This window comes from Gordonia sp. G4 (assembly GCF_057770005.1).
Genome location: NZ_CM173442.1, coordinates 2,648,061 through 2,674,485 on the forward strand (window position 1 = coordinate 2,648,061; position 26,425 = coordinate 2,674,485).

Here is a 26,425-nt window from a genome sequence, read left to right on the forward strand (position 1 = left end):
GGCCGGCCTCAGGTCAGTGCGAGTGTGACCGCCGTGACGACCGCCCACGCGAGCATCGCCTTGCCGGTGGTACCGATCGACGGGATCAGACCGGGGCCGGCCGCACCCGTCCTCACCGGCGTGTAGGCCTGCCACAGCAGCGGGAACGTCACCAGCCCGACCAGCGCCCATGGGGTCGCGAAGGCCAGCACCACGCTCATCGCGAGCGGGGTCAGGAGCAGCACCGCGAAGAGGATCCGGGTCCGGGCGTCGCCGAGGCGCACGGCGAGCGTGATCTTGCCGGACTCGGTGTCGCTGGGGATGTCTCGCAGGTTGTTGACCACCAGCACGCTGCTCGAGATCGCGCCGACACCGACCGCGCAGGCCAGCCCGACCCAGTCGATGCGGCCCGAGGAGACGTACTGGGTGCCCAGGACGGCGACGAGTCCGAAGAAGGTGAACACCGCGACCTCGCCCCAACCGGCGTACCCGTAGGGGCGCTTGCCGCCGGTGTAGAACCAGGCGCCGGCGATGCAGATCGCCCCGACCAGCACGAGCCACCACGCGGTCGCGATCGCGAGTACGAGCCCGCAGACCGCGCCGATCCCGAAGCACAGGAACGCGGCGGTCTTCACGGCCTTCGGCGAGGCGACACCCGATCCGACCAGGCGCATCGGGCCGACGCGGTCGTCGTCGGTTCCGCGCACACCGTCGGAGTAGTCGTTGGCGAAGTTCACGCCGATGATGAACGCGACGGCCACCGCGAGCGCGAGTACGGACTTCCACCACGTCACGTCGCCGGCGTGCAGGGCCGCGCCGACGCCGGCCACGACCGGCGCGATGGCGTTGGGGAGCGTGCGCGGACGAGCGCCCTGAATCCACTGCGAAGGGGTAGCCACGGAGTTCATCGTGTCAGGCTGCCCGGCAGGTGTCGCATAACGGGGTGCCATGCGCGACGACACACTACGTCTGCGTGACCGGCCGGACGATGGAACCGGTTGCGGTGCAGTTGCGTCTGAGTTCTGTGCGTCTTCCGGCGGAATTGCGGACCCTGGCCCTCGGCCACGATGGCGTGATCACCGCGGCCGACGCCCGCGAGCACGGCGTCGACCGGTGGGCGGTGCAGCGCCGGGTGCGGGCGGGTGAGTGGGTTGCCGTGCATCCTCGTGTCTACCGGCTCGCCGATCATCCAGAGACCGACCGCACGCGGATACGGATCGCGACGCTGGCGGCGGGCGCGCACGGGGTGTTGTCGGGGCTCGCCGCTGCGTGGTGGCACGGGATGGTCGACGCGCCGCCCCCGACACCGACGGTCACCGCGCTGCGTGGCCGTCACGGCAACCCGGTCACGGGAGTGCGGATCCTCAATCGGGCTCTGGCTGACGCCGACGTGCTGTCTCGGGACGGGCTGCCGGTCACCGGGATCGCGTTGTCGGCGTTGGAGGGAGCGGTGGAAGGCGGTGTCGAGGTCATTGATGCCGCGCTGCAGCAACGGCGTACCACGGTAGAGCGTCTCGTCGAGGCATATGAGCGTCGCCGTGGATGCATCGGCGCGGCCGACATGGGTCCGCTGATCGCACTGGTGGAATCGGGTGCGCGGTCGGCCGCTGAGCGGCTCGCAGTGACGATCCTGCAGGACGCCGGTCTTTCGGGCTGGAAGGCGAACCATCCGAGCTGTGGATACGAGATCGACCTCGCTTTCGACGACCGTATGGTCGCGGTGGAGATCGACGGGTTGGCGTTCCACCGCGATGCCGCGACTTTTCAGCGGGACCGGACCCGACGCAACGCGCTCATCGCGGCCGGCTGGACGGTGCTGAACTTCACGTGGGGTGACCTTCGGGATCGTCCCGAGTACGTGGTGTCGTCGGTTCGACATGCTTTGGCCGCGGCCGCATGAGTTGGCTGCGGGCAGGTGTCGCAGAACGGGGCGCCATGGGCAACGGCGCACTACATCTGCGAACCGAATTGCGTCCGCAGCGCGCGGCGGTCGTACTTGCCGGGGCCGCGCAGGGGGAGTGCGTCGAGTTCGACGATCCGCCGGGGTGCCGCGTAGCGGTCGAGCCGGTCGGTGACCGATCCGCGAATGCGGTTGGCGTCGAGGCGTTCTCCGGGACGGACCACGATGAACGCGGTCACCACCTCGCCGAGCCGGTCGTCGGGGAGCCCGACGACGACGCATTCGGCGACCGCCGCGTCGTCGGCGATCACGGCCTCGACGACCTGCGGTACCACGGTCAGCCCGCCGGTCGAGATGGCCTCGTCGGCGCGGCCGACGATGCTGAGCAGCCCGGCGTCGTCGACGACCCCGAGGTCGTCGGTACGAAACCAGCCCGGCTCGGCGAACGCCGGATGGTCGGGTAGATTGCGATATCCGGAGGCGACGACCGGGCCGCCGAGCAGGACGCGGCCCACGCCGTCGGGCGCGGGGTCGGCGATCCGGACCACGACACCGTCGAGAGGCCGCCCGTCGTAGACGCAACCACCGGCCGTCTCGCTCATCCCGTACGTCGCGACAACCGGGAGGCCCTCGGCGACTGCTCTGTCCCACAACGGCTTCGGAGTCGCCGCCCCGCCGACGAGGATCGCGTCGAGTGCACGCGAGGCGGCCGTCGCGCCGGGATGGTCGAGGACCTTGACGAGCTGGGTGGGAACCAGCGAGGTGTACCGCCGCGGACCGTCGAGCTCGCTCACGGCACGGGCGTACACGTCGGGATCGAAACCGGTACGTAAGTCCAGGATCGCCGGGGTCTGGCCGGCGGTCAGCGCGCGGAGGATGACCTGCAGGCCGGCGATGTGATGGGGCGCGAGCGCCAGCAACCAGTTGCCGTGTCCCCCCAGGCGATCGGCAGTGGCCCGCGACGACGCGGCGAGGGTCGCGGGGGAGTGCTGCGCACCCTTCGGCGTGCCCGTCGACCCCGACGTCGAGACGACCAGGGACACCCGGTCGTCGATCGGAGCCCCTACGTCCAGCGCGGAACCGAGTTCGGCCGCGGCGCGGGCGTCGTCGGGCACGGGCAGCACGGCCGTCGAGCCGTCGAGGACGGCACGCAGGTCGTCCACCCGGTCGAGGACCGCCGGCGTGGCGGGCAGCAGAAGCGGGCGCAGTGTTCTCAGGACGGATCCCCGTCGGTCGGATCGTTCCCGTCGGGATCGGCGCTGTCTGGATCGTCCCCGTCGGGGTCGTCGCTGAACGGCCATCCGCGGGAGATGAGGTGTGCACGCACCCGCGAGATGTCGTCCTCGTGGGGCAGGTCACGGGTGTAGTGGGTGATCTTCACTGCGGTGTCGATCCGGGAGATCGGCTCGGGTGGCGGCGGCGACTCGCGGACGAGCTCGGCCGACACCTGGGTCACCTCGTCGTCGGTCAGTTGTCGTCGTAGCAGCGCGACGAGCGGGATGTAGTCGTTGTGCGGGACGCCGTCGGGGTATCCGGCGCGCAACCACTCCACGACCTTCTGCAGAAGCGTCGGGCGGTCCACGGCGTGTCTCCGATCAGAAGCGGGGACGATCACTTGTAGCCGAACGGGAAGAGCTTGATTCCGGTGTAGTAGTAGATCGTCTGCCGGGTGATCCAGAGGATCCCGACGACGATCACCAGGATGACGATGGCAAAGATCACATACGCCAGGGGCTTCAGCGCAGGATGCGGGCCGGAGGTGGTCCCGTCGGCGTCGACGGCACCGTTGGCGACGGACTGCACCCGCAGTCCGATGGCGAACAGAGCGGGTAGGCCTGCCCCGAACGCCAGTCCGACGACGAGTACTTTGCCGATGGCCTCGAAGGTGTCCACTCTCAGGAGCTCCTCTCCGGGTCGTGCTGGACAATGATCTCGGCCGGGATGACCGGGGGTAGCGGGAGGCTGGTGTCGTTCTCCTCGGTCGCGACCGCCTCCTCCCACTCCTCGCCGACGCGGGCGTCGCCCTCCCAGGCGTCGTTGACGTTCTCGTGGTCGACCTTGTTCTCCTGCGCGCGCCAGTACATGTAGCCCGACGCCGCGACCAGCACCGCGAAGATGATGAGCGCGCCGGTGACGTCGCCGAAGAGGTGCGCGATGAAGTAGCAGGCGGCGCCGACCGCGCCGGCGGCCGGCAGGGTGGTCACCCAGGCGACGGCCATCCGGCCGGCGACCGACCAGCGGACCTGGGCGCCCTTGCGGCCCACCCCCGAGCCCAGGATCGAGCCCGTGGCCACCTGTGTGGTCGACAGCGCCATACCCGCCGCGCTCGAGGTGAGGATGATGGCGGCCGACGAGGCCTCGGCGGCCATGCCCTGCGGCGAGGTGATCTCCACGAGACCCTTGCCGAGGGTGCGGATGATCCGCCAGCCACCGAGATACGTGCCGATCGCGATGGCGGCCGCGCAGCTGAGGACCACCCAGAACGGGAGGCCGTGGCTGACGCTGGACGCCTCGAGGTGCCCGGTCGCGATCAGCGCCATGGCGATGACGCCCATCGTCTTCTGGGCGTCACCGGTGCCGTGGGCCAGCGAGACGAGCGATGCGGTGGCGACCTGTCCGTAGCGGAAGCCGGTCTCCTTCTCCCGGTCGGCGATCCGGCGGGTGATCGCGAAGACCAGCCAGGTGCCGCAGCCTGCGACCAGACATGCGATGACGGGAGCGAAGAGCGCGGGGATCAGGATCTTGGAGGTGATCCCGGACCAGTTGATGCCGCTGACCCCGATCGCGGCCAGCCCCGAACCGATCAGTCCGCCGAACAGGGCGTGGGACGAACTCGAGGGCAGCCCGAACAGCCAGGTGAAGAGATTCCACAGGATGCCGCCGATGAGCCCGGCGAAGATGATGAGCAGTGCCGTCGTCGCCGACAGGCCGGCCACCAGCTCGCCGGCGTCGGGGCCGGATGTCTGCTGGATCTCCAGCACGTCCTTGGTGATGGTCGCGGCGACCTCCACGGACAGGAAGGCGCCGACCAGGTTGAGCACCGCCGACAGCCCGACCGCGACCTTCGGCTTGAGAGCGCCGGTGGCGATCGACGTCGCCATGGCGTTGCCGGTGTCGTGGAAGCCGTTGGTGAAATCGAAGCCGAGGGCTGTGATCACCAACAGCACCAGGATCAGCATCTCGCCGCTCATGGTGATGATTGTGGGACCTACCGCCCCCATTTTCCTAAAATCCCGGCACAGTTCCGCCGAACGGGACCCGGGCGGGGCCTACCTATCGGACGTTCAACAGACTCTCGGAAACCGGGCGTCCCTGTGGAAGAATCCGACGGCATGACATCGATGAAGCTGGGCATGCCGATCAACTACGCGGGGGACTTCCGCGAGACCATCAACAACCTCGCGGACTTCGAAGCGGCGGGCGTGCAGCGCATCGCGGTCCCGGAGGCCTACAGCTTCGACGCCGTCTCCCAGCTCGGCTACATCGCGGCCAAGACCGAGACGATGGAACTGCAGACCGCGATCCTCCCGATGTACTCGCGTACGCCCACCAACCTGGCGATGACCGCGGCCGGCCTCGACTACATCAGCGGCGGCCGGGCGGTGCTCGGTATCGGCGCGTCGGGTCCGCAGGTGATCGAGGGATTCCACGGGGTCAAGTACGACTATCCGCTGGGTCGCGCCCGCGAGCACGCGGAGATCTGCCGGATGGTCTGGCGCCGCGAGAAGCTGAACTACCAGGGCAAGCACTACACGCTGCCGCTCGACGAGGAGCACGGCGGTTCGGGGCTGGGCAAGCCGCTGAAGATCATCAACCACCCGGTGCGGGACAACATCCCGCTGCTCCTCGCCGCCATCGGCCCCAAGAACATCGAACTCGCCGCCGAGATGTTCGACGAGCTGCAGCCGATCCTGTTCCACCCGGAGCAGATCGACGCGGCCTTCGGTGAGTCGCTCGCGGCGGGCAAGGCCAAGCGGGATGCGTCGCTGGGCGATCTGGGCATCGTCGTGCAGGCCACCGCGCGCATCTCCGACGACGCCGAGCAGATCGACAACGCCAAGCAGCTCGTGCGTCATCACGCCGCCCTGTACATCGGCGGGATGGGCGCGCGCGGCAAGAACTTCTACAACCAGCTCGCCGTCCGTTACGGCTACGTCGACGAGGCGAAGCTGATCCAGGACCTCTACCTGGACGGCAAGAAGGCGGAGGCCGCGGCCGCGGTTCCCGAGGACCTCGTCACGTCGATGTCGCTGATCGGTTCCAAGGCCCAGGTGGCCGAGCGCGTCGCGGCGTTCCGCGAGGCCGGCGTCACGTGCATCCTCGCCTCGCCCACCGCGCCGACCCACGCCGAGCGTGTCGCCGAGGTCGAGCAGCTGCGCGACGTCTTCGGGGGCTGATCTCGTTCCTCGTGGAGTTGATCCGAATGCGGCGGCCTGTTGTCACAGGTCGTCGTATTCGTTTCTCGGGCCATTCGCTGTTCGGGTGCAATTCCGCGACATTTCACCACACTTCGACGATGGTCCGTGAACGTGAATTCACCGGGCTGATTAATGCGTTATCGACAGATCCACCCAGCTCGCAGGAAATGCTATTCCCGCTGTGCCGAATAATGCCCGCAACGGTGCTCGCCCCCGAGTTGTGAGCCGACTACCCGTCCCATAGGCTCTTGTCATCCGCTCGGCGCGCGTCGGTTTCGGTCGACGCGGCTGATGTGATGACGGTGTCGGGAAATGACCGTTCGTCCCGGTGAGGCGTCGATGTGAGAATTCACGACGCGACCGGCGGGCGGCGTGACAAGAGGGCGGCACATGGTGAGTGGTGAGGCAAGGCGTTGAATTCGACGGCGCCCGTGTTTCGATCTCGTGGCCGACGCATGTCTTTTTCGTGTACGTCGGGGTGTGGCGGCGTGCGCGATCACTTTCGTTCGGCGCAGCGAGCGGGCCTAGCGGGCCTATTGAGCACGGCGCCGACCATGGCAGTTCAGGGACCGGGGGGATCAGACGGTCGGCCCGGGCCGTGAGCCCGGGTCTTTCCGGCCGTAGGTGCGAACGCCGGGACGTCGCATGAACAACTCGCCCGATCCCGAGACGGCGGCACCGAACTCTCCGCGGCCCTTCGCGCTCAGCGCCGCCCAGCGATCGCTGTGGTTCACCCAGCAGGCGGCGCTCGATGTGCCGATCAACGTCGCCCAGTACGTCGAGATCGACGGTCCCATCGACGCCGACTTGTTCGTGCGCGCGACCAGCGAGGTGGTGCAGCGGGCGCAGTTCACCCAGCTCCGGTTCGTCGACACCGACGACGGTCTGGTCGGCGTGTACGACCCCGGCCTGCATTACTGGGCGGACATCATCGATCTCCGTGACCGACCGGATCCGCGTGCCGTCGCCGAGGAGATGATGGCGCAGGACTATTCACGTCCGCTCGATCCGCGCGTGGACCGGACTGCGCGCGGGTGCCTGTTCCGGCTGTCCGACGACAAGTCGCTGGTCTACAACCGTGGCCATCACCTGCTCTCGGACGGGATGGGCGGCAAGGACCGGATGGTCGAGGCCCTGGCGGCCTATCACGCGGCGGTGACCGGCGAGCCCGCTCCGCCTCAGAAGCCGGTCGATCTGGATCTGCCGGCCCGGGCCGACGCCGAGTATCGCGGGTCGAAGCGTTTCGGCACCGACCGCGCGTACTGGCGGGAGAACATGGCGGGCGTCGGCATCGCCGCGACGCTGGCACACCGTCCGGGGCGTCCGACCGCGGTGGCCCGACGCGTCGCGTCCGCGGTGCCGCCCGCCACCATGGCGAGGCTGCGGGAGGCCGCGCACCGTGGTTCGACGATGTTGCCGAACGTGCTCGTCGCCGCTTTCGCCGCCTACCTCGGCCGGGCGGCCGCACAGGGCGACGAGGTCATCTTCCAGTTCCCGGTCGCCGCGCGGACGACCGCGGCGCTGCGGGCCACACCGCTGCCGGTGGCCAACATCGTGCCGCTGCGGACCGGGGTCACCGGAGCGGGCACGGTCGCCGACGCGCTACAGACCACCCAGGCCGCACTCATGGGTGCGCTGCGGCATCAGCGTTACCGTGGCGAGGACATCTGGGCCGACGTCGCCGGCGACGAGTCCTCCGGGGCGACGCCGCGGACGGCGGCCCAGGAACGTTCTGGTCCGATGCTCAACCTGATGCTGTTCGAGCGCGAATTCCCTTGCGGGCAGGCGCGGGCCACGTTCCACATCCTGACCGTGGGCCCGGCCGACGATCTGACGATCAACATCTACCCGGTACCCGGCGAGGACCAGGACTCCTCGCTGATGATCGGCGTCGAGGCGAATCCCAACCGGTACGACGACGCCGAGGTCGCCGAACACCATGCTCAATTCCTGTCGATGCTCGACACTTTCGCCGACGCATTCCTCCACGCCCCGGACACCCGGGTCGACGACCTCCCGCTGCGATTCCCCGATGACGGTTCGTACCGGGTGTCGTCGGAGGGCGAGGTACTCGACCAGGCCCCGGACACGGTCTGGGACGCCGTCTCCGACGTCGCTGCCCGTCGCCGGCACGAGCCTGCTGTCGAGTTCCCCGGAACGTCGTCACCGGCGCTGCTCACCTTCGAGCAACTGCACGCCCGTGCGCGCCGACTCGGCGCACAGCTGCGCACCCTCGGTGCGCGTCCCGGGGCCACGGTCGCCATCGCGGTCGCGTCGGATGCCGACCGGCTGCTGGCCTGGTGGGCCGTCGCCGCCTCGGGTGCCGCGGCACTCCTGCTCGATCCTTCAGCGCCGCAACCTATCCCGGATGCGATCGGCGCATCCGCCGGCTCGGTGCTGGTGATCGGTGACGACGACGCCGACCCGCCGGTCGGTGTCCGCGCGGGCGACGTGCACACGCTCGCCGGACTGTCCGGCGTCGCGCCGGCGGCCGGATACCCGGCGCCCCGTCCGGACGACACCGCGTGCTTCGTGGTCGGGGCGGCGGGAGTCGCCGCCATGACACAGCGGGCGGTTGCGCGGCTCATCGCCGACGGCGTGTTCGCCTCGGCCGCATCCGACCCGGGCTATGGGCGACTCGCGTGCACGGCACCGAAGGCCTCCTGGGCGGCGCATCTCGAGATCGTCGCGTGTGCCGCGCACGGGCTGCGACTCGTCGACCCGGACGCCGACCTGGCGACGCACGGAATCGTCCCCTCCGGGATTTTCGCCGACGGGGTGCCGGGCAATGCGACGACCGTGCTGGTCGTCGACTCCGGCACCGCGCCTGCCCCGACCGTCCGGCACGCTTTCGGACGGGACCTGCGGAGCACCTACGGTCCGGGGGGCATGCTGGGGCCCTTCACCGCGACGGAACGCATCCGGCCGGATCAGCCGATCGATCGGCCGTTGCCGAGTGGGCGGCCGCGGCCAGGGGTCGACGTCGCGATCCTCGACCACCGGCTTCGTCCCCTTCCCCCCGGGATCACCGGTGACGTCTACGTCGTGGGAAGCGGTGCGCCGCAGTACTTCGCCGGCGATCCGGCGCGTACCGCGACGATGATCGTCGCCTGTCCGTGGCAGCCCGGTCGGCGCATGGTGGCCACCGGGGACAAGGGCCACCGGGAACCGGGGACGGGTGACCTCGTCATCGATCACCGATCCGGCGATGTCGTCGAGATCGACGGCGTCCGCGTCGATCTCGCGCTCCTCGAGCGTGCTGCCACCGAGGTTCCCGGTGTCGCGGCGGCGACCGCGGCGGTACTCGACGACGGTGTCGGGATCGCGGTGCGCCTTGCGCAGACCGGACCCGGCGTGACGGGGGCAGCGGAAAGTCGCGACCCGCAACGGGTTCGGGCCGCGGTACGGCGCCGGGTCAATGCCGAGCTGCCGGCCGTGCAGTGGTTGCGCCGGGTGGCCATCCTGGATTCGGTGCCCCTCGACCGGAACGGCGTCGTCGATCGATCCGCCGCCGCCCCGCTGATCGCGGCGGTTCCGGAACCGCGTGCCGCGCAGCGTCGTCCGTCGACACCGATCGAGATCGCCGTCGCCGAGGCGGTGACGGACGTTCTCGGCGTACCCGATCCGTCGATGGACGACGAACTCGTCCAGCTCGGCGCCACCTCGCTGGGGTTCATGCAGCTGGCGACGTACCTCGGCGACACGCTCCGGGTCGTCGTGAGCGTGCGCGATCTCGGTGATGTCACGACTCTCGCCGAACTCGCCGCGGTCCTCGAGGCCTCCGCGCCGCGCCGCATCGGACCGGGGGAGTCACCGGGAACCCCGGGTGCCGACGGCTACCGCCCGACCCGTGCGCAGCAGGAGATCTGGCTGCTCAACCGCGCCGACATGCACGCAACCGTCTATCACCTCCCGGTGCGCCTCGTCCTCGCCGAGAACATCGCGGCCGACGTCGTGCGGGCCGCCCTCGTCGATGTCGCGGCCCGGCACGAGGCGCTGCGGACGGTGTATCCCGACGCCGGCGGGGAGCCGGTCGCGGTCGTCCGCACGGTCGACGAAGCACGTGCCGCCGTGCCGATCAGTGCGGCCACACTCGACGCCGCGGGCGTCGAACTCGCGGTCTCGGCCCCGTTCGACCTGACGGTGGATCTGCCCTGGCGCGCGATCGTCGACGAGACCGGCGGACGCACCGAGCTCGTCCTGGTCGCCCACCACATCGCGATCGACGAGTGGTCACTGCACATCGTCGTCGATGACTTCGCGCACGCGCTGCGCGCCCGTCTCGACGGCGCGGAGCCGGTGTGGGCCGAGGATGCCGTGGGTTTCGGCGCCGTACTCGAGGCACGGCCGCACGTGACCGATCCGGCGGCAGAAGTCCACTGGGCGAAGGTGATGCGTGAGGCCCCCGCCCGCATCGCGTTGCCCGAACCGGCGCGGACGCTGCCGGCGGGGCTCACCTCCGGTCCGGCGACCATCCTGCGCCGCACCATCGGTCTCGCCGCCCGCGAGAGTGCCGCCACTCGTGCACGGGACGCCGGGACGACGCTGAACACCCTGCTGTGCGTGGCCCTCTCGGCCACCGTGGCGGAGTACACGGACTCCGACGATCTCGTGATGTCGGTGCCGGTGGCGGGGCGGTTCACCACCGAGGAACTCCGTCCGGTGGGCATGTTCGTCGAGACTGTTCCGGTGCGGACCACCGGCGTGCGGCACAGCGGTGTCGCGGAGGCCCTCGCCCGCGTCGGAGCGGACCTCACCGCGGCGATCACGCACGCCGACGCGGCGCCGACCGGGCTCGCCGATGTCATCTTCGCCTACCACGCCTCCCGGCCGGATCTCCCCGGGGCAGCCGTCTTCGCCGATGTCGAGACGCTGCCGAGCGGGCAGGCACGAACCGCCCTGGAATTCACCGTCTTCGAAGAACCGGATGGCCTGTCGGTCGTGCTGACCGTCGCCGGCGGCCGAGTCGACACTGTCGTCGCCGAGCATCTGCTGGATCGTTTCGTCGAGACGGTCGTGGCGATCGGCATCGCGCCGCCGGAGTCGGTCGTCGCCCGATGCGTGCCGGCCCCGGCCGGTCGGGCGCGACCCGACCGGGCGGCCCGGCGGACCACACCCGTCGACCCGATCGACGCACTGCGGCGCCGGGCGGAGACCCGGCCGGAGGCCACGGCGGTGATCGCCGGTGACACGACCCTGACCTACCAGGAACTGCTCGACCGCGCCGAGACCGTCGCGAACAGGTTGCGCGAGAACGGTGTGCGGCCGGGGGATCGGGTGGCCCTGATCCTCCCGCGGAGTGCCGACACCGTGATCGCCATCGTCGCGGTGCTGATGGCCGACGCGGTGTACGTGCCGATCGAACCCGGCGACCCACCGTCCCGGACCGAACTGATCGTGGCCGCCACCGCCCCCGCCGCGTTCATCGAGACCGGGGTCGAGGTCCGCCCGGCCGCGGAAGAGGTGCGAGCACTACCTGTCCCGGGCGGGGCCTATGTGATCCACACCTCCGGGTCCACCGGTGCCCCGAAGGCCGTGATGGTGACCCGGACGAACCTGGCGGCGATGCTCGGCGCCGCATTGGACACGATCGCGGCGACCGATCACGACGTGTGGAGCTGGGTCCACTCCTATGCGTTCGACTTCTCGGTCTGGGAGATCCTGGGCCCGTTGGCCTCCGGCGGCTCCGTCGTCGTGCTGGAGCGCGAGACGGTCCTCGACCCACGGCTGCTGGGCTCGGCGATGGACCGGTACGGGGTCACCGTCTGCTCACAGACCCCGACGGCGTTCGGCAACCTCATCGACCCGTCGGTGGCCGCCACCGTCCCGCACTCTCGACCGACGGCGCTGCGGACCGTCGTCTTCGGCGGGGAACCGTTGTCGCCGGCCCTGTTACGGAACTGGGCGGCCGCCCATCCCGAGGTCGCGCTGGTCAACATGTACGGCATCACCGAGACGACCGTGCACCTGACGGCCACCGAGGTCGACGTCGACGACGATCGCAGCGACATCGGCGTCCCGCTCGACGGTGTCGCGATGACGATCCTGGGCCGCGACCTCCGCCCGGTCCCGGTCGGCGCCGTCGGCGAACTGTACGTCAGCGGCGATCAGGTCACCCTCGGCTACCACAACGCACCGGGGACCACCGCATCGAGATTCGTCGCGGATCCGAGTGGTACCGGACGACGGATGTACCGAACCGGAGACCGCGTGCGCGAGATCGCCGGTGGCCGCATGGTCTATCTCGACCGCACCGACGACCAGGTCCAGATCCGCGGTCACCGCATCGAACTCGGCGAGATCGTGTCCGCGCTTCGTGACGTGCCCGGCGTCGGCGACGCGCGTGTGCTGGTGGATCCGGGGAACCGGAACGGTGACGAACGGCTTCTCGCGTTCGTCACCGAGGACGGTCTCGCCGACTTCGACGTCCTGGACGCCCTGAACGAGGAACAGATCCTCGGGTTCTGCGCGAACATCCTTCCCGGCCACATGGTTCCGGCCAGGGTCGCGATCGTCGACGGCTGGCCGATGACGCCGACCGGCAAGCTCGACCGCCGCCGCCTCACCGGCATGCTCCCCGAGGCCGCCGCGAGGTCGTCGCGGGCGCTGACGCCGGTCGAGCAGTCCATCGCGGACGCCATGCGCGCGGTGATCGGGACCGATGCCGACGTCGCCGCGGACACCAACTTCTTTGCGGCCGGGGGTACCTCGCTGTCGGCGGCGCGGCTCGCGGCCGCCCTGGCCGGAGCAGGCAATCACGTCACCGTCGCCGACGTCTTCGCGCACCCGACGGTCGCCGCGCTCGCCGCGCACCTCGAGACCGCGGCGCAGACCGGCCGCGCCGTCGACGGTGTCCGCTCCGGTCTCGCCGGCTTCGTGACTCCGGTGGCCGGTGCGGATCTGCCGCTCACCCCCGAACAGATGGACCTGTGGCTCCGGTGGCGCACCCAACCGGACTTCACCGGGAACCTGATGCCGCTCGCGCTCCCGGTCGACGCACGCCCGGACGCTCTCCGCCGCGCCCTCGTCGAGATCGTGACGCGACACGACGCGTTGTGCACCGTGTTCCCGGTCGGTGTCGACGGGCCGGTGCAGCACCGCCTCCGCGACGAGGACGTCCTCGATGTCCTGGAAGCCGAACTGGCGACGACGGTCCCGGTCGCGGACGACGAGTCATTGGCCGCGACGCTGGGTGCACTGCACGCCCCGATCGACCTGGCCGCCGAGCTGCCCTGGCGGGTGCGCATCTGCGAGATGGCCGGCCAGACCTGGCTTCTCGTCGTCGCGCATCACATCGCGGTCGACGGTGAGTCGTTTCCGATCCTGTTCGCAGAACTCGAGTCGGCACTGGCCGGGACACTCCCGGCCGCCGGCGGAGTCGACTACCGGGAGTACTCGGCGTGGCGGGCCGGGACATTGGCCGCGCGGCGGAACGAGCTCGTCGCGCACTGGGTCTCCGCGTTCGATCGTGCCGTCGAACCGCTGCGCCTGCCGGAGCTCGACCCCGGGGCCACTCACCCGTCCTCCCCGGACCAGAAGATGGTGGTGCACCGCGCGCTCCGGACCCTCGACCGCACCGAGACCGAGGTACTCGACGGGCTCGCCGTGACGAGACAGAGCACGCCCTTCATCGTCGTGCACACCGCGCTGTCGGCGGTTCTGGCGAGACAGGCCGGCACCGACGTCGTCACGATCGGCACGGCACTGTCCGGGCGCATCGATCCGCAGCTGCTCGACGTACCGGGACTGTTCGCCCGTGCCGTTCCGCTGCACACCCCGATCGACCTCGACCTTCGGTTCGTCGACCTCCTGGCCGCGGTCACCGCGGTCGACCTCGGCGCGTTCGCGCACGCGGATCTCCCGCTCACCGAGATCACCGAGATCGCCGACCCCGAACGCGTCAAGGCGGGTACGCCGCTGTTCGAGGTCTCGTTCGGCAGCGTCCCGGACGAGCTCGTGGCGGTGAGCCCGTCGGGGGTCGAGGTCATCTCACCCGGGGTCATCTCGTCCGGGGACAGTGCTTCTGGCGGCATCCCCTTCGGTGGTGTCCCGCTGTTCGGGGTGGACGTGTCGATGTTCCGCCGCGACGGCGCACTCCATCTGACGATGGCGTGCACGGGTGCGGTGGCGAGCGCGGCGCGGCTGGATGCGTTGTGCGACCTCGTGGTCGAGACGATCCGGCGCGGGGTGCGCGAGCCGCTCAGCCCGGTCGCCGAGTTGCTCGCCCCCGCCCGGTCGGCCCCGTCCCTGCCGGATCTCGACGCCCAGAACGCGTCTCGCGGTCCCGAGACGCTCGACGAGCTGCTGACCGCGGGACTCGTCGGTGATCCGCAGGCGATCGCGATCGTCGATCGCCGTCATCGTGTCCCCGGATCCGGTTCCGCGCTCACCAACGCCGAGCTGGACCGCTTGACGACGCTCGCCGCACGCGCGCTGATCGATTCGGGGATCGGCCCGGGTGACGTGGTCGTCGCACTGCTGCCTCGCTCGTCCTTCGGCGTCATCGCGACCACCGCGGTGGCCCGAGCGGGTGCGGCTTTCGTCAACGTCGATCCCGCGGACCCCGCGGGGCGGCGGCAGATGATCATCGAGCGGTGCCGGCCCCGCGCGGTCCTCACCCTCGCGGCGACGGCAGAGTCGGTACCCGCGAGCGTGCCGGTTCTCGTGCTCGACGAGTTGCTCGCCGATGCAGTCGATTCCGGCACGGACGCCTCGGACCCGGCGCCGTTCGACACCGCCGAGCGGGTGCGGCCGCTGTCGGTGGACGACGTCGCCTACATCACCTTCACGTCGGGAACCACCGGACTGCCCAAGGGGGTCCAGGTGACCCATCGGGGTCTCTCCGACTGGGCGCGGGACACCGTGGCCCGTCTCCGACTCGACGAGTCCGACCGGGTATTGCACACGTACGCAACCGGATTCGACGCGCACCTGATGGGTCTCGTGCCGCCTCGGGTCGCCGGCGCGGCCATCGTCGTGTGCCCGCCCGGCGTCATCGCAGCCGACGAGCTCGCCGAGTTCGTGGACGCCGAACGCGTGAGCGTCCTGCTGACCACGCCGTCGGTGCTGGCGACCCTGAGCCCGGACGAACTGCCCGGCGTCCGGCACGTGGCGGTCGGCGGTGAGGCGCTCGGCGCCGGGCTGGTCCGGGACTGGACGGTCGAGCACACGCTGAGCAACGAGTACGGCCCCACCGAGGCCACGGTCGCGGTGAGCAGCGCGCGATACGGGAGCGCGGCGAGCGGGCCGGTACACATCGGGGTGCCTCTGCAGGGCGTCGGCATGTACGTGCTCGATCATGCGCTGCGGCCGGTTCCCGATCACACGGTCGGTGAGCTCTACCTCGCCGGGAACTGCCTGGCGCGTGGGTATCTCGACGATCCGGCCGCCACGGCGCGCGGGTTCGTCGCCGATCCCCGCGTCGACGGCGGGCGGATGTACCGGACCGGCGACCTCGTCCATCGCCGTCCCGACGGCACCTTCGTGATCCACGGTCGCACCGACGACCAGGTGAAGATCCGCGGCGTGCGTCTGGAACCGGGCGAGGTCGACGCGGCGTTGTCGGGGCTGCCCGGTGTCGCGACGTCGGTGACCGCGACGAGGACCAGCCCGTCGGGGGAGAAGATCCTGGTGTCGTGGGTGGTGGCCGAGGACGGCGGCCAGGTCGCGGACCTGCCACGGCAACTGGCACACCTGTTGCCGCGCAGCATGATACCGAGTGCTTTCGTGCCGGCGTCCGCGCTGCCGATCGGGCGTAACGGCAAGGTCGACGTGGCCGCGTTGCCCGATCCTGACTTCGCCGGCACCACAGGGAGTCCGACGGCCCGTGCGGGGCGTCAGCCGTCGGGGGTCACCGAAGAGCTGGTGTCCACGGTGTGGGCGGAGGTCCTCGGACGTCCCGTGCAGTCCCTGGACGCCGATTCCGACTTCTTCGCCGAGGGGGGCACCTCGCTGTCGGCCACGCAGGTGACGTCGAGGCTGACCGCGGCGACCGGCGCGGACATCGGGGTCCGCGTGATCTTCGAGGCGCGCACGCTGTCCGGGGTCGCCCGGCGCGTCGACGATATCCGCGACACCGCAGGGGGATCGGCGTCCGAGCCGGCGCCCGCGAGGTTGCCGGTGCCGGAGCTGTTGCCGTTGGCATATCCGCAGCGGCGCATGTGGATCCACCACCATTTCGATCCGCGTTCGACTGCCTACCACGTTCCCGTCGTGCTCCGGATCCGTGGCCGCGTCGACCTCGCCCGCCTGCGGAAGGCGGTCGACGAGGTGGTGGCGGCGCACGCCGTCCTCCGGACCGTCTATCCCGATTCGCCGTCGGGTCCGCGGCAACGCCGGATCGAGCACCGGAGTCCGGTGCTGCGACATCGCCTCGTCGCGGCCGAGGCGGGTCCCGAGGGGCTCCGCCGACAGATCGACGACTTCCTGCGCAGGCCTTTCGACCTCGAGTCCGAGTCGGGGTTCCGGGCCGCGGTCTTCGAACTCGACTCGGCCGAGGACCCCCACACGCATCTGGCGGCGGTGTTGCACCACATCGCGATCGACGGGTGGTCGATCCGGGTGCTGCTCACCGACCTCCTCCGCGCGTACGACGGCCAGCGGCTGTCGGTGCCCGCCGACGAGGCGTTCACGTACGCAGATTTCACTCAATGGCAGATCGCACGGCTCGGCGATCCGTCCGATCCGCACAGCAGATACGCGCGGGAGCTGCGGTTCTGGGCCTCGACTCTCGCCGATGCCCCCGGGCCCCTCCGGTTGCCGGGCAGCGTCGACCTCGACGGTGACGACCCCGATCTCCACGAGGCGGTACGAGGCGGCGCCACCGGGCGACTGTCGACCACCATCGTGGGGACCGATGCCCTGCACCAGACCGCGAAGACGTTGTCGGCGAGCATCTTCCAGGTCGCCCACGCCGCGCTCGCGACGGTGCTGGGGCAGTGGACCGGTGAGTGGGACCTGCTGATCGGCGTACCGGTGCACGGCCGGCTTGCGCCAGAGTGGGAGTCGGTGGTCGGCATGTTCGTGAACACCGTCGCACTGCGGACCGGCCTGCATCCGGACCTGACGATCCGCGAGGCCGTCGAGCGGGCACGCGATGCCGCCCTCGCCGCCCAGCCCCACAGCGAGGTCCCCTACGAGGACGTCGCCCGCACGGTCCGCCCCGACGGTCGGGCCGCGGGGGATCCGCTGATCTCGGTGCTGCTGGTCAACCAGGACGTCGTGCCCCAGTCGTCGGGCGAGGTCGTGCTCGCCGGTCCGTCGTCGAATCATCCGGGAACCGGGGCGGATTCCGTGGTGGCCACCCTGATCCCGGAGTTCACGGCCACGGTCGACGCCAAGTTCGACATCGAGGTCGTCCTCGCCGAACGGGACGACGAGTTGCACATCACCGTCGTGCACTCCGCAGCCGTCCCGGCCGACGTCGCCCGCACCCTGCTCGACGACTTCCGCAGATTCGTGCTCGCCGCCGCCGGCGACGCCGAGCAACCGTTCCCGGGGGCCACCGGTCCGCTGACCGAAGCATCTGTGGCGCAACGGTTGCCGGGAACGTCGAACGCCGGCAGGTCGGTATCCGCGTCGTCGCTTCCGTCCTCGCGCGGAGCGTCCCCGACCTCGCTCGTCGTGGCGATCACCGAGGTGATGTCCGAGGTGCTGGAGGTGACGCCGGGGTCGGTGGGGGACACCGACGACTTCTTCACGCTCGGCGGGACCTCGCTGTCGGCCACCCGGGTGACCTCCGCTCTGGGGCGTCGTCTCGGCGTCCGCGTGCCCACCCGGTTGCTCTTCGAGAACCCCACCCCGGTCGCCCTCGCGCAGGCGGTGTCGGACCTTCCCGACGAGGAATCCACCCGGGTTGCCTCGGCATCGGCGCCGATGGACGCGACGGTGTCGCACCGGACGGACACGGCCGTGCCCGAGACCGACCTCGGCGACCTGCCGCTCGCCCCGACGCAGCGTCGGATGTGGGTGGGCGCGCAGATGCTGGGCGCCGTGCCGATCTACGCGGTGCCCGTGGTGGTGCCCACCCCCGCGGGTACCGGTGAACCTGCGGTGATCACCGCCGTCGAGACGCTCGTCGACCGCCATCCGGCGCTGCGTACCCGGTATCTCGCGACCCCGGACGGACCCCGTCAGCGGGTTCTCGGGGCATGGCGACCGTCCCTGCAGCGGGTGAGTACGACCGAGCTCGCGACCGCCGCGGGCATCGGGATGCTCGGGGAGCCCTTCGATCTCACCGGCGAGCCGCCGGTTCGGGTGTGGCTGGTCACCGGCGACGACCAGCTCACCCCGGTGGCGGTCGTGATGATCGCGCACCACATCGCGATGGACGGCGAGTCCGCCGCCATCGTGCAGCGCGAGCTCGGACTCCTCCTCGCCGGCCTCGAACTCGGTCCGGCACCGACCGGATTCGCGACGGTCGCCCGACAGATGGTGGCCGACGAAGAGCGGTCCCGGGCCGATCTGCTGGACTTCTGGCGTCGTGCACTCGAGGGGCACAGCGGGGAACTCGATCTCGCGCAGCGACGGCCCGCCGTTCGTGACCTCCGGACCTCGACCATCGAGTATCCGCTGGACGGCGATGTCGGGCAGGCGGTGTCGTCGGCTGCGCGGCGGGCGCACGCGAGCGAGTTCCACATCCTGCACGCGGCCGTGGTGCTGGCCCTCGCGGTTCAGTCGGGGTCCGACGACATCGCCCTGGCCACACCGGCGTCCATGCGTCGCGACTCCGGCACCGCCGGAACGGTGGGCATGCTCATCTCCACCGTCGTGCTGCGCACCCGGGTCGTCCCCGGCATGACGGTCGGCGAGCTGATCGCACGCGTCCGCGACGACGACCTCGCGGCCCTCGATCACGCGGCCATCGCGTTCGACGATGTTGTCGCACTGATCGATCCGCCGCGCGTCCCCGGACGCCATCCGCTGGTGCAGGTCGCGTTCTCGCTCGCGGACCCGGCCGGCGCGCCGGAGCCGCCGATGTCGGATTCGGTTCCCGCGGACGCCGATTCGGCCGACGCGTGGACGCTGCCGCGCAGCGAGTTCGACATCCACGTCGTGGCGGTACCCGACGCGGGCGGCTGGCGGTTGCGTGTCGACCACGGCCGGGAACTGTTCGACGAGAGCGCGATACGCGCCCTCGGCGAGCGCCTGGTCGCGGCGGTCGCCGCGGTGGTCGGGGAGCCCGCGCGCCGCCTCGCGTCGATCGAACCGCTCACCGGCGCGGAGCGGCGCTTCGTCGCCAGCCGTGCGCGGTCGTCATCGGTGACGGGGGCCGAACCGCTGCTCGCCGAGCTCCTCACCGAAGCCGTCGCGACGTTCCCGGACCGTCCCGCGATCGCCGACGAGAGCAGGTCGCTCACCTACCGCGAGCTCGACGGCTGGGTGTCGGTGACCGCGCGCGCGTTGCGGCAGCGGGGCCTCGGCGCCGGCGACGCGGTGGCGGTGGTGGTGCCGCGGTCGATCGAGTCGGTGGTCGCGATCTGGGCGGTCAGCCGAATCGGCGGCGTGTGCGTACCGGTCGATGTCACCTACCCCGCGGCCCGGATCGATCATGTGGTCTCCGGTGCGGGCGCGAGTGTGCTCACGCCCGCCGACATACCCGGACAACCGACGGAACCGGTGGTGTCCGAACCGGTCACGCCGGTGTCACCGGACGCGCTGGCCTACATCATCACCACATCGGGTACCACCGGCACCCCGAACGTCGTCGGCGTGACCCATCGGGGAGTCCACCGGGTGGCCTCGCTCGGAGACGTCGAACCGACCGACCGGGTCGGGATGGCCATCAGTCCCGGCTTCGACGCGACGTTCCACGACATGTTGCTGCCGCTCGCGGCGGGCGCGACCCTCGTGGTGGTTCCCGCGGGGATCGCCGGTGGGGACGATCTCACCCGGTTCCTCGACGACACGCGCGTCAGCGTCTTCACCGCCACACCGTCGGTGATCCGTACCCTCCGCCCGGCGGCCATCGGTGCGCTGCGACTGGTGTACATCGGCGGCGAGGCCCTGTCGGCCGATCTCGCCACGACGTGGTCGGAACACGCGCAGGTCCTCAACATCTACGGCCCCACCGAGACGACGGTGACGGTGTCCACCAGCGCCCACCGCCGGGGCGACCCGATCCGGCTGGGGCATCCGCGCCCCGGCATCGGTGCCGAGGTGCTCGATGCGCAGCTGCGCCACGTCCCGCCGGGCGTCGTGGGCGAGCTGTACATCGGTGGAACCGGAGTCGCCCGGGGCTATCTCGGCGACCCGGCGCTCACCGCCGCGAACTTCGTCGCCGGCCCCGGCGGCGGTCGGCGCTACCGGACCGGCGACCTCGTGCGGTGGGACCGCGACACCGGTGAGCTGGTCTACGTCGGCCGGGCGGACCGTCAGGTCAAGATCCGCGGGCAGCGGGTGGAGCCCGCCGAGATCGATGCGGTGCTCGTGCGGGCGGGCGCCGAACGTTCGGCGACGGTGTTGCGGCAGGGCCCGGTGGGGCCGGCCCTCGTGTCCTACGTGGTGTCGCCGTCGGTGCCTTTCGCCGAGCTCCAGGCCGTGTGCCGGTCGTCGTTGCCGCGGCACATGGTGCCGAGCCGGATCGTCGCACTCGATGACCTGCCGCTCAGCGGTGCGGGCAAGATCGACACGAGACGGCTACCCGAGCCGATCTGGTCGGAGTCCCGGCGCGACCCCGAGAACGACACCGAGGCAGCGGTTCTCGAGGCCTTCCGAACCGTCCTCGGTCAGCCCGCACTCGGTCGCGATGCGGCGGGTCTCGACGCGGCCGACGGCGGTGCCGGGATACACGTCGGGATGGACGACGACTTCTTCGCCGCCGGCGGGCATTCGCTCGCCCTGCTGCAGTTGCGTGACGAGCTCGCCGCCCGGACCGGGCGCATCCTCGACGCGGCGGACCTGTTCAGCCACCGCACACCGGCCGAGGTCGCCCGACTATTGGACGGGCCTGCCGGGGTGGAGCTTCCGGCGCAACGCGTCGTGTCCCTGTCACCGGACTCCTCGGCCCGGCGCCCGGAGGTCTGGTGTGTGCACACCGCGGCCGGCATCGTCGAACCGTTCCGGGTGCTGGGCGACTCCCTGCGATCGGCCTCGGTGTTCGGCCTGCAACTGCCCGAACTCGTACTCCCCGGCCGGGAACTCCCGCCGACGGTCGAGGGCATCGCGGAGCTGCACGTCGAGGCCATCCGGGCGACCCAGCCGCAGGGACCGTACCGGCTCGTCGGATGGTCGGTCGGTGGTGTGATCGCCCACGAGATCGCCCGCCGGCTCGTCGAACTCGGTGAGGAGGTGGCGCTGCTGGTGCTGCTGGACTCCCGTACCCCGGCCGAACTCGGGACCGTGGACGACGAGGAGCTGCGCGCCGCCGACCACCCGCTGCGGGAGCTGGCCGAGCGGCACGACCCCGAGGCGGTGCGGCGTTTCGAGGGCCGGACGAGGCGCCTGGCCGCCGCGGCCCGCAGCTATGACCTGCGTCCCGTCGATGTCGGCAAGGTCGTCTACGTCGCGGCGCAGGACAACCCGGATCCGGAGAACTGGGTACGGGTGGTCGATCCGGGCAGAGTGGGTGTCGTCGACGTGATGTCCGCCGCCGCAACGCATGCGCAGTTGGGGCAGTCGGAAGTGATGGCGCGGGTGGCCCGCAGAATCGAGGAGGAATGGTGACCGGATCCGATCACACGGCGGCGCCGCCGTTGTCGATCCTGTTCGTGTGTACGGGGAACATCTGCCGTTCGCCGATCGGCGAACGCGTGCTGACCGGTCTCGCCGGCCGGGCGGGTGTCCCCGTGACGTCGACGAGTGCCGGCGTCGGAGCGCTCAACGGCCAGCCCATCCATCCGCACGCTTCGGCCGTGTTGGTCGAGAACGGTTACGACGCCGCAGGATTCGAGTCTCGGTATCTCCGTCCGCCGATGCTCGTGGAGTCCGACCTGGTGCTGTGCATGAGTCGCGAACACCGTGCCGCGGCGCAGCAGATGGCGCCGGCGCGGTGGAAGCGGGTGTTCACGCTGACCGAGTTCGCCGCACTGTGCGACCTCGGCGCGCTGCCGGAGATCATCGCCGGTCGCGGGCGCCTCGACCCCAACTCCGACCTGCTCGACATCGTGGACCCGATGGGCCGGCCGCGCGAGGACTTCGACCGCGTGTTCGCCGAGGTCGAGCCGAAGGTGGCGGCGGTGGTCGCGTGGCTGGCGGCACAGGCCACCTCATCCGCGACCGAGCGGGTCGCGGGGGAGGGCCGATGATCCGGCGGGTGGCGGGCAACCGCGTGGTCCAGATCGTCGCGGTCCTGCTGGTGCTGGTCGCGGCGGCCATGGTGTGGCTGGCGTACTCGGCGTTCCAGGTCCGTGACGACCTGGAGTCGGTGCGGGCGGATGCGAGCCGGGCCCGGGCCCTGATGCTCGACGGTGATCAGGCCGGTGCCCGGCAGGCCGCCGAGGCGGCGACCGCGCGCGCCCAGGACGCCGAGGACCGGAGCTCCGGCTTTCTGTGGTCGGCGGCCGCGGCCGTGCCGGTCGTCGGCTCGCCGCTGAAGTCGGTGCAGGAGATGAGCGACGCGGTGGCCGCGCTCTCGGGTGACGTGCTGGTGCCGGCCGCCGATCTCGCGACCGTGCTCGACCCGAATCGTCTGCGTTCCGGGAACACCGTGAACCTGGCTCTGTTGCGCGAGGCCCAGCCGGCCCTGCAGTCGGTCGCCGAGAAGTCGGCGGAGGTGGCCGCGCAGGTCTCGGCGATCGAGCCGAGCTGGCTCGGCGTGGTGGCCGATGCCCGGGATCAGCTCGCCGAGCAGGTCGATGCCGCCGATTCGACGGTGCAGGCGACGAACATCGCCGCCCAACTCGTCCCGTCGATGCTGGGCGCCGACGGTCCCCGCAACTACTTCATGGCGTTCCAGACGCCGTCCGAGGCGCGCGGAACCGGTGGTCTCGTCGGCGGTTTCGCGGTGCTGAACGCGACCGGGGGCCGCGTGACGATACCCGAGCTCGGCGCCAATTCGGAGTTCCGGGACCCGGCGACCCCGCAGATCAACCTGGGACCCGAGTACGACGCCGTCTACTCGTACTACCGGCCCTACACCGACTTCCGGAACGGCAACCTCAGCGCCCACTTCCCCGACGCCGCGCAGATCTGGCTCGCGAACTGGCGGGCACAGACCGGCCGGCAGCTCGACGGGGCGATCGCGCTGGACCCGATCGCGCTGAAGTACGTCCTCGAGGTCGTCGGGCCGGTGTCGGTGGGCCGCGAGAAGATCACCGCCGACAACGTCGTCCCGATCACCCTGTCCACGGCCTATCAGCGCTTCGCCGACGACAACGCGGCGCGAAAAGACTACTTGCAGTCCATCTCCCAGGCCGTCGTGAACAAGCTCGTCACGTCCGGCGGGAGTACCCGGGATCTGCTGGAGGCACTCGGCCGCGGTGTCCACGAGCGGCGGATCATGATCTACAGCACCGACGCCGACAACCAGCGGATCCTGGAGTCGACCAAGCTCGGGCACCAGATCTCCGACACCTCCTCGCCCTACCTGCAGGTGGCCGTCGGCAACGCGTCGGGGACGAAACTGGATTACTACCTCCGGCGTGAGATCAGTTACTCCTCGGGTGGATGTGACGGTGACACGCGGGAGTCGACGATCACGGTGAAACTCACCAACACGCTCGACACCACCGACACCACCGACTACGTCGCCGGGAACCTCGGCACCGAACTGTCGGTGAAGAAGGGCACCAACCTCGCCAACGTGGAGTTCCTGGCGACCAAGGGCGCGGTGCTGAAGGAGATGACCCTCGGCGACGGCGGCGCCTTCTACGTCGAGCAGACGCTGCACGGCCGCCCGTACTACTCGACCCGCGTGGGCATCGCGCCGGGGCAGACCGCCACGATCGTCCTCAAGATCGACGAGCCCACCTCGGCCCACGGCGACGCCGAGGTGCCGATCCAGCCGCTCGTCGACGACCCGACCGTGAAGGTCGACGTCCCCGCGTGCGGGGCTGATCAGTAGGGTCCCCGCGTGCGGGGCCGATCAGTAGTAGTACGGGTAGTCGTCCCAGCGCGGGTCGCGCTTCTCGAGGAAGGCGTCGCGCCCCTCGACCGCCTCGTCGGTCATGTAGGCCAGGCGGGTGGCCTCGCCGGCGAAGACCTGCTGACCCATGAGGCCGTCGTCGGTGAGGTTGAACGCGAACTTCAGCATGCGCTGGGCAGTGGGGGACTTGCTGTTGATCCGGCGCGCCCATTCGATGGCGGTGGCCTCGAGGTCGGCGTGCGGGGCGACGCGGTTGACCGCGCCCATCCGGTGCATGGTCTCGGCGTCGTAGGCCTCCCCGAGGAAGAAGATCTCGCGCGCGAACTTCTGCCCGACCTGCTTGGCGAGATACGCGCTTCCGTAGCCCGCGTCGAAGGAACCCACATCGGCGTCGGTCTGCTTGAACCGGGCGTGCTCGGCCGACGCGAGGGTCAGGTCGCAGACGACGTGCAGGGAATGCCCGCCGCCGGCCGCCCAGCCGTTGACGACCGCGATGACGACCTTGGGCATCGTCCGGATGAGGCGCTGGACCTCGAGGATGTGCAGGCGCCCGCCCTCGGCCTTCACCCGTGCCGCGTCGACGGTGTCGGCGCCGGCCGCTGCGACGTCGTCGTCGTGCGACGTGGCGTACTGGTAACCGGAACGTCCGCGGATGCGCTGATCGCCGCCGCTGCAGAAGGCCCACCCGCCGTCCTTGGGGCTCGGTCCGTTGCCGGTGAGCAGGATGGTGCCGACGTCGGGCGAACGCCGCGCGTGATCGAGGACGCGGTACAGCTCGTCGACGGTGTGCGGACGGAAGGCGTTGCGGACCTCGGGGCGGTCGAATGCGACGCGCACGATGCCGTGCTCGCGCCCCTCGCCGACATGGCGGTGATAGGTGATGTCGGTCAGATCGTCGAAGCCGGGCACCGCCGCCCACGATGACGGGTCGAACGGCTGGTCGGCGGGTCCCTGGGTTTCTGACGTCGCAGTCATGGGGTCAGCCTAACGACGCCGCCTCCGCCGAACCCACCGTGCCCGACGCCGTACGGATTGGTGGGCGGAGGTCACGAAGTCGACACAGCTTCGACGCGGATTGCATTCAAGTATTGGATGGCGGTCCGCCTTCGGGTCGAACATCACCGAAATCTCAGTTTGGGGTGATTAGCTGTACGTATGGCTGTATGGGGGTGGATTCTGATCATCGGGGGCGCGTGGTGTGTCGTGTCCGCGGCGGTCGCGGTGATCGTCGGGAGGGCGGTCCGGATCCGAGACGAGAAGGAACGCGGGCCGCGTGGGGTGCCGGATTACATACCGGAGTCCACGCGGCGGCTGGCTCGTGGAAAGGTCTGCGTCGATCTCGCCGAACATCGTCGCGGCGCCGGGAGTGCGGCGAGCGGGTCGTTCCACCACCGGCAGACCGACACCGACTAGGTCGCGGCACCGCTGCCTCTTATACGGTTGACCGGTGACCGAAGCGAACGATCGCGCCGTCGAGACCGTCGAAGAGGATCCCCACGAAGGTGGCTTCCGGGCTCATACGGCCATCACCACCGAGCGTGGCGGGCCCCGCTACGGTGAGTTCAGCGAGCAGGTCCGCCTGCTCATGGACAACGCTCGCTACGCCTGCCCGGACGACGCGCTGGTCGACGAACTCATCGACCGGCTGGCCGCCGTCAACGAACGGCTCGCCGAAGTCCGGATCGACGAATGGCATTCGCCGGCCGGCACCCGCATCGACCTGCCCTCCCGGGGCAACATCACCCTGCCGCCCTACGTCGTCACCGAGGTCGGCGACACCGGGGTCGTCGCCGAGCTGACGTTCCGCGACTTCCATCTCGGCGGGAACAACGCCGCGCACGGGGGACAGGTGGCCGTCGCCTTCGACGACGTGGGCGGCTTCGCGTCGGCGGTCGCGATCCAGCACGTCAGCCGGACCGCCTACCTGAACGTGCAATACCGGTCCATCACGCCCCTGAACACCCCGCTGCGCATCCACGCCTGGGCGGAGCGTGTCGAGGGCCGCAAGGTCTTCGTCAGGGGCACCCTGCACCACGGCGATCGCCTCTGCGCCGAGATGGACGCGCTGTTCATCAAGCTCAACCCCGGCCAGCCCTAGTCCCGCCC

At 70.5% G+C, this 26,425-nt stretch carries 13 protein-coding genes; 7 read left to right on the forward strand and 6 right to left on the reverse strand.

All coding sequences use genetic code 11. The features are described 5' to 3' along the window. Positions 1-8: 8 nt before the first annotated feature. Positions 9-878 (reverse strand): 1,4-dihydroxy-2-naphthoate polyprenyltransferase, encoded by an 870-nt coding sequence (locus AC3B5T_RS11870; RefSeq protein ID WP_488358765.1) that lies wholly within the window; start codon positions 876-878, stop codon positions 9-11. Positions 879-952: 74 nt separating this feature from the next. Between AC3B5T_RS11870 and AC3B5T_RS11875 the strand changes: the two genes are divergently transcribed. Beyond that, positions 953-1,879 carry a DUF559 domain-containing protein gene (locus AC3B5T_RS11875; protein ID WP_488358703.1) on the forward strand — a complete coding sequence of 309 codons (927 nt, stop codon included), beginning with the start codon at positions 953-955 and terminating at the stop codon, positions 1,877-1,879. Between the two features lie 50 nt (positions 1,880-1,929). On the opposite strand, the gene menE is transcribed toward AC3B5T_RS11875, so the two are convergent. Genes menE through AC3B5T_RS11895 form a run of 4 tightly spaced genes read right to left on the reverse strand, consistent with a single transcriptional unit; the run spans position 1,930 to position 5,070 of the window. Then, positions 1,930-3,096 (reverse strand): o-succinylbenzoate--CoA ligase, encoded by a 1,167-nt coding sequence (gene menE, locus AC3B5T_RS11880; RefSeq protein ID WP_488358766.1) that lies wholly within the window; start codon positions 3,094-3,096, stop codon positions 1,930-1,932. Continuing rightward, positions 3,093-3,461: a DUF3349 domain-containing protein gene (locus tag AC3B5T_RS11885; protein ID WP_488358704.1), complete on the reverse strand. Its 369-nt coding sequence runs from the start codon at positions 3,459-3,461 to the stop codon at positions 3,093-3,095. Before AC3B5T_RS11885 ends, menE begins: the two co-directional genes overlap by 4 nt. A 29-nt stretch (positions 3,462-3,490) precedes the next feature. Further along, positions 3,491-3,772 (reverse strand): hypothetical protein, encoded by a 282-nt coding sequence (locus AC3B5T_RS11890; RefSeq protein ID WP_488358705.1) that lies wholly within the window; start codon positions 3,770-3,772, stop codon positions 3,491-3,493. 2 nt (positions 3,773-3,774) lie between these two features. Further along, entirely contained in the window at positions 3,775-5,070 is a 1,296-nt protein-coding gene (locus tag AC3B5T_RS11895; protein ID WP_488358706.1) for an inorganic phosphate transporter, read from the reverse strand. A gap of 141 nt (positions 5,071-5,211) precedes the next feature. Between AC3B5T_RS11895 and AC3B5T_RS11900 the strand changes: the two genes are divergently transcribed. The 4 genes from AC3B5T_RS11900 to AC3B5T_RS11915 all read left to right on the forward strand — a co-directional run bounded on the left by AC3B5T_RS11900 (position 5,212) and on the right by AC3B5T_RS11915 (position 24,298). Beyond that, a complete protein-coding gene (locus AC3B5T_RS11900) occupies positions 5,212-6,276 on the forward strand; it encodes an LLM class F420-dependent oxidoreductase (RefSeq protein ID WP_014925574.1) in 1,065 nt (354 codons plus the stop codon). 666 nt (positions 6,277-6,942) lie between these two features. After that, on the forward strand, positions 6,943-21,960 hold the full coding sequence (locus AC3B5T_RS11905; RefSeq protein WP_488358707.1) for an amino acid adenylation domain-containing protein: 15,018 nt from the start codon (positions 6,943-6,945) through the stop codon (positions 21,958-21,960). Next, on the forward strand, positions 21,954-22,541 hold the full coding sequence (locus AC3B5T_RS11910; RefSeq protein WP_055475177.1) for an arsenate reductase/protein-tyrosine-phosphatase family protein: 588 nt from the start codon (positions 21,954-21,956) through the stop codon (positions 22,539-22,541). Before AC3B5T_RS11905 ends, AC3B5T_RS11910 begins: the two co-directional genes overlap by 7 nt. Continuing rightward, on the forward strand, positions 22,538-24,298 hold the full coding sequence (locus tag AC3B5T_RS11915; protein ID WP_055475176.1) for a DUF4012 domain-containing protein: 1,761 nt from the start codon (positions 22,538-22,540) through the stop codon (positions 24,296-24,298). The genes AC3B5T_RS11910 and AC3B5T_RS11915 overlap by 4 nt, the downstream gene beginning before the upstream one ends. Before the next feature lie 21 nt (positions 24,299-24,319). On the opposite strand, the gene AC3B5T_RS11920 is transcribed toward AC3B5T_RS11915, so the two are convergent. Beyond that, positions 24,320-25,294, reverse strand: coding sequence for a 1,4-dihydroxy-2-naphthoyl-CoA synthase (locus tag AC3B5T_RS11920; protein WP_010841995.1), 975 nt, complete (start codon positions 25,292-25,294; stop codon positions 24,320-24,322). A gap of 180 nt (positions 25,295-25,474) precedes the next feature. Between AC3B5T_RS11920 and AC3B5T_RS11925 the strand changes: the two genes are divergently transcribed. Beyond that, positions 25,475-25,732, forward strand: coding sequence for a hypothetical protein (locus AC3B5T_RS11925; protein WP_197282752.1), 258 nt, complete (start codon positions 25,475-25,477; stop codon positions 25,730-25,732). Between the two features lie 34 nt (positions 25,733-25,766). Next, complete coding sequence (locus AC3B5T_RS11930) at positions 25,767-26,417, forward strand: PaaI family thioesterase (RefSeq protein WP_010841993.1); 651 nt, start codon at positions 25,767-25,769, stop codon at positions 26,415-26,417. Positions 26,418-26,425 lie beyond the last annotated feature (8 nt).

Bases quoted from the DNA above. Each gene is read 5' to 3' on its own strand.
- AC3B5T_RS11895 (WP_488358706.1), bottom strand. From the start codon at position 5,070: ATGAGCGGCGAGATGCTGATCCTGGTGCTGTTGGTGATCACAGCCCTC.
- AC3B5T_RS11900 (WP_014925574.1), top strand. From the start codon at position 5,212: ATGACATCGATGAAGCTGGGCATGCCGATCAACTACGCGGGGGACTTC.
- AC3B5T_RS11905 (WP_488358707.1), top strand. From the start codon at position 6,943: ATGAACAACTCGCCCGATCCCGAGACGGCGGCACCGAACTCTCCGCGG.
- AC3B5T_RS11910 (WP_055475177.1), top strand. From the start codon at position 21,954: ATGGTGACCGGATCCGATCACACGGCGGCGCCGCCGTTGTCGATCCTG.
- AC3B5T_RS11915 (WP_055475176.1), top strand. From the start codon at position 22,538: ATGATCCGGCGGGTGGCGGGCAACCGCGTGGTCCAGATCGTCGCGGTC.
- AC3B5T_RS11920 (WP_010841995.1), bottom strand. From the start codon at position 25,294: ATGACTGCGACGTCAGAAACCCAGGGACCCGCCGACCAGCCGTTCGAC.
- AC3B5T_RS11925 (WP_197282752.1), top strand. From the start codon at position 25,475: ATGGCTGTATGGGGGTGGATTCTGATCATCGGGGGCGCGTGGTGTGTC.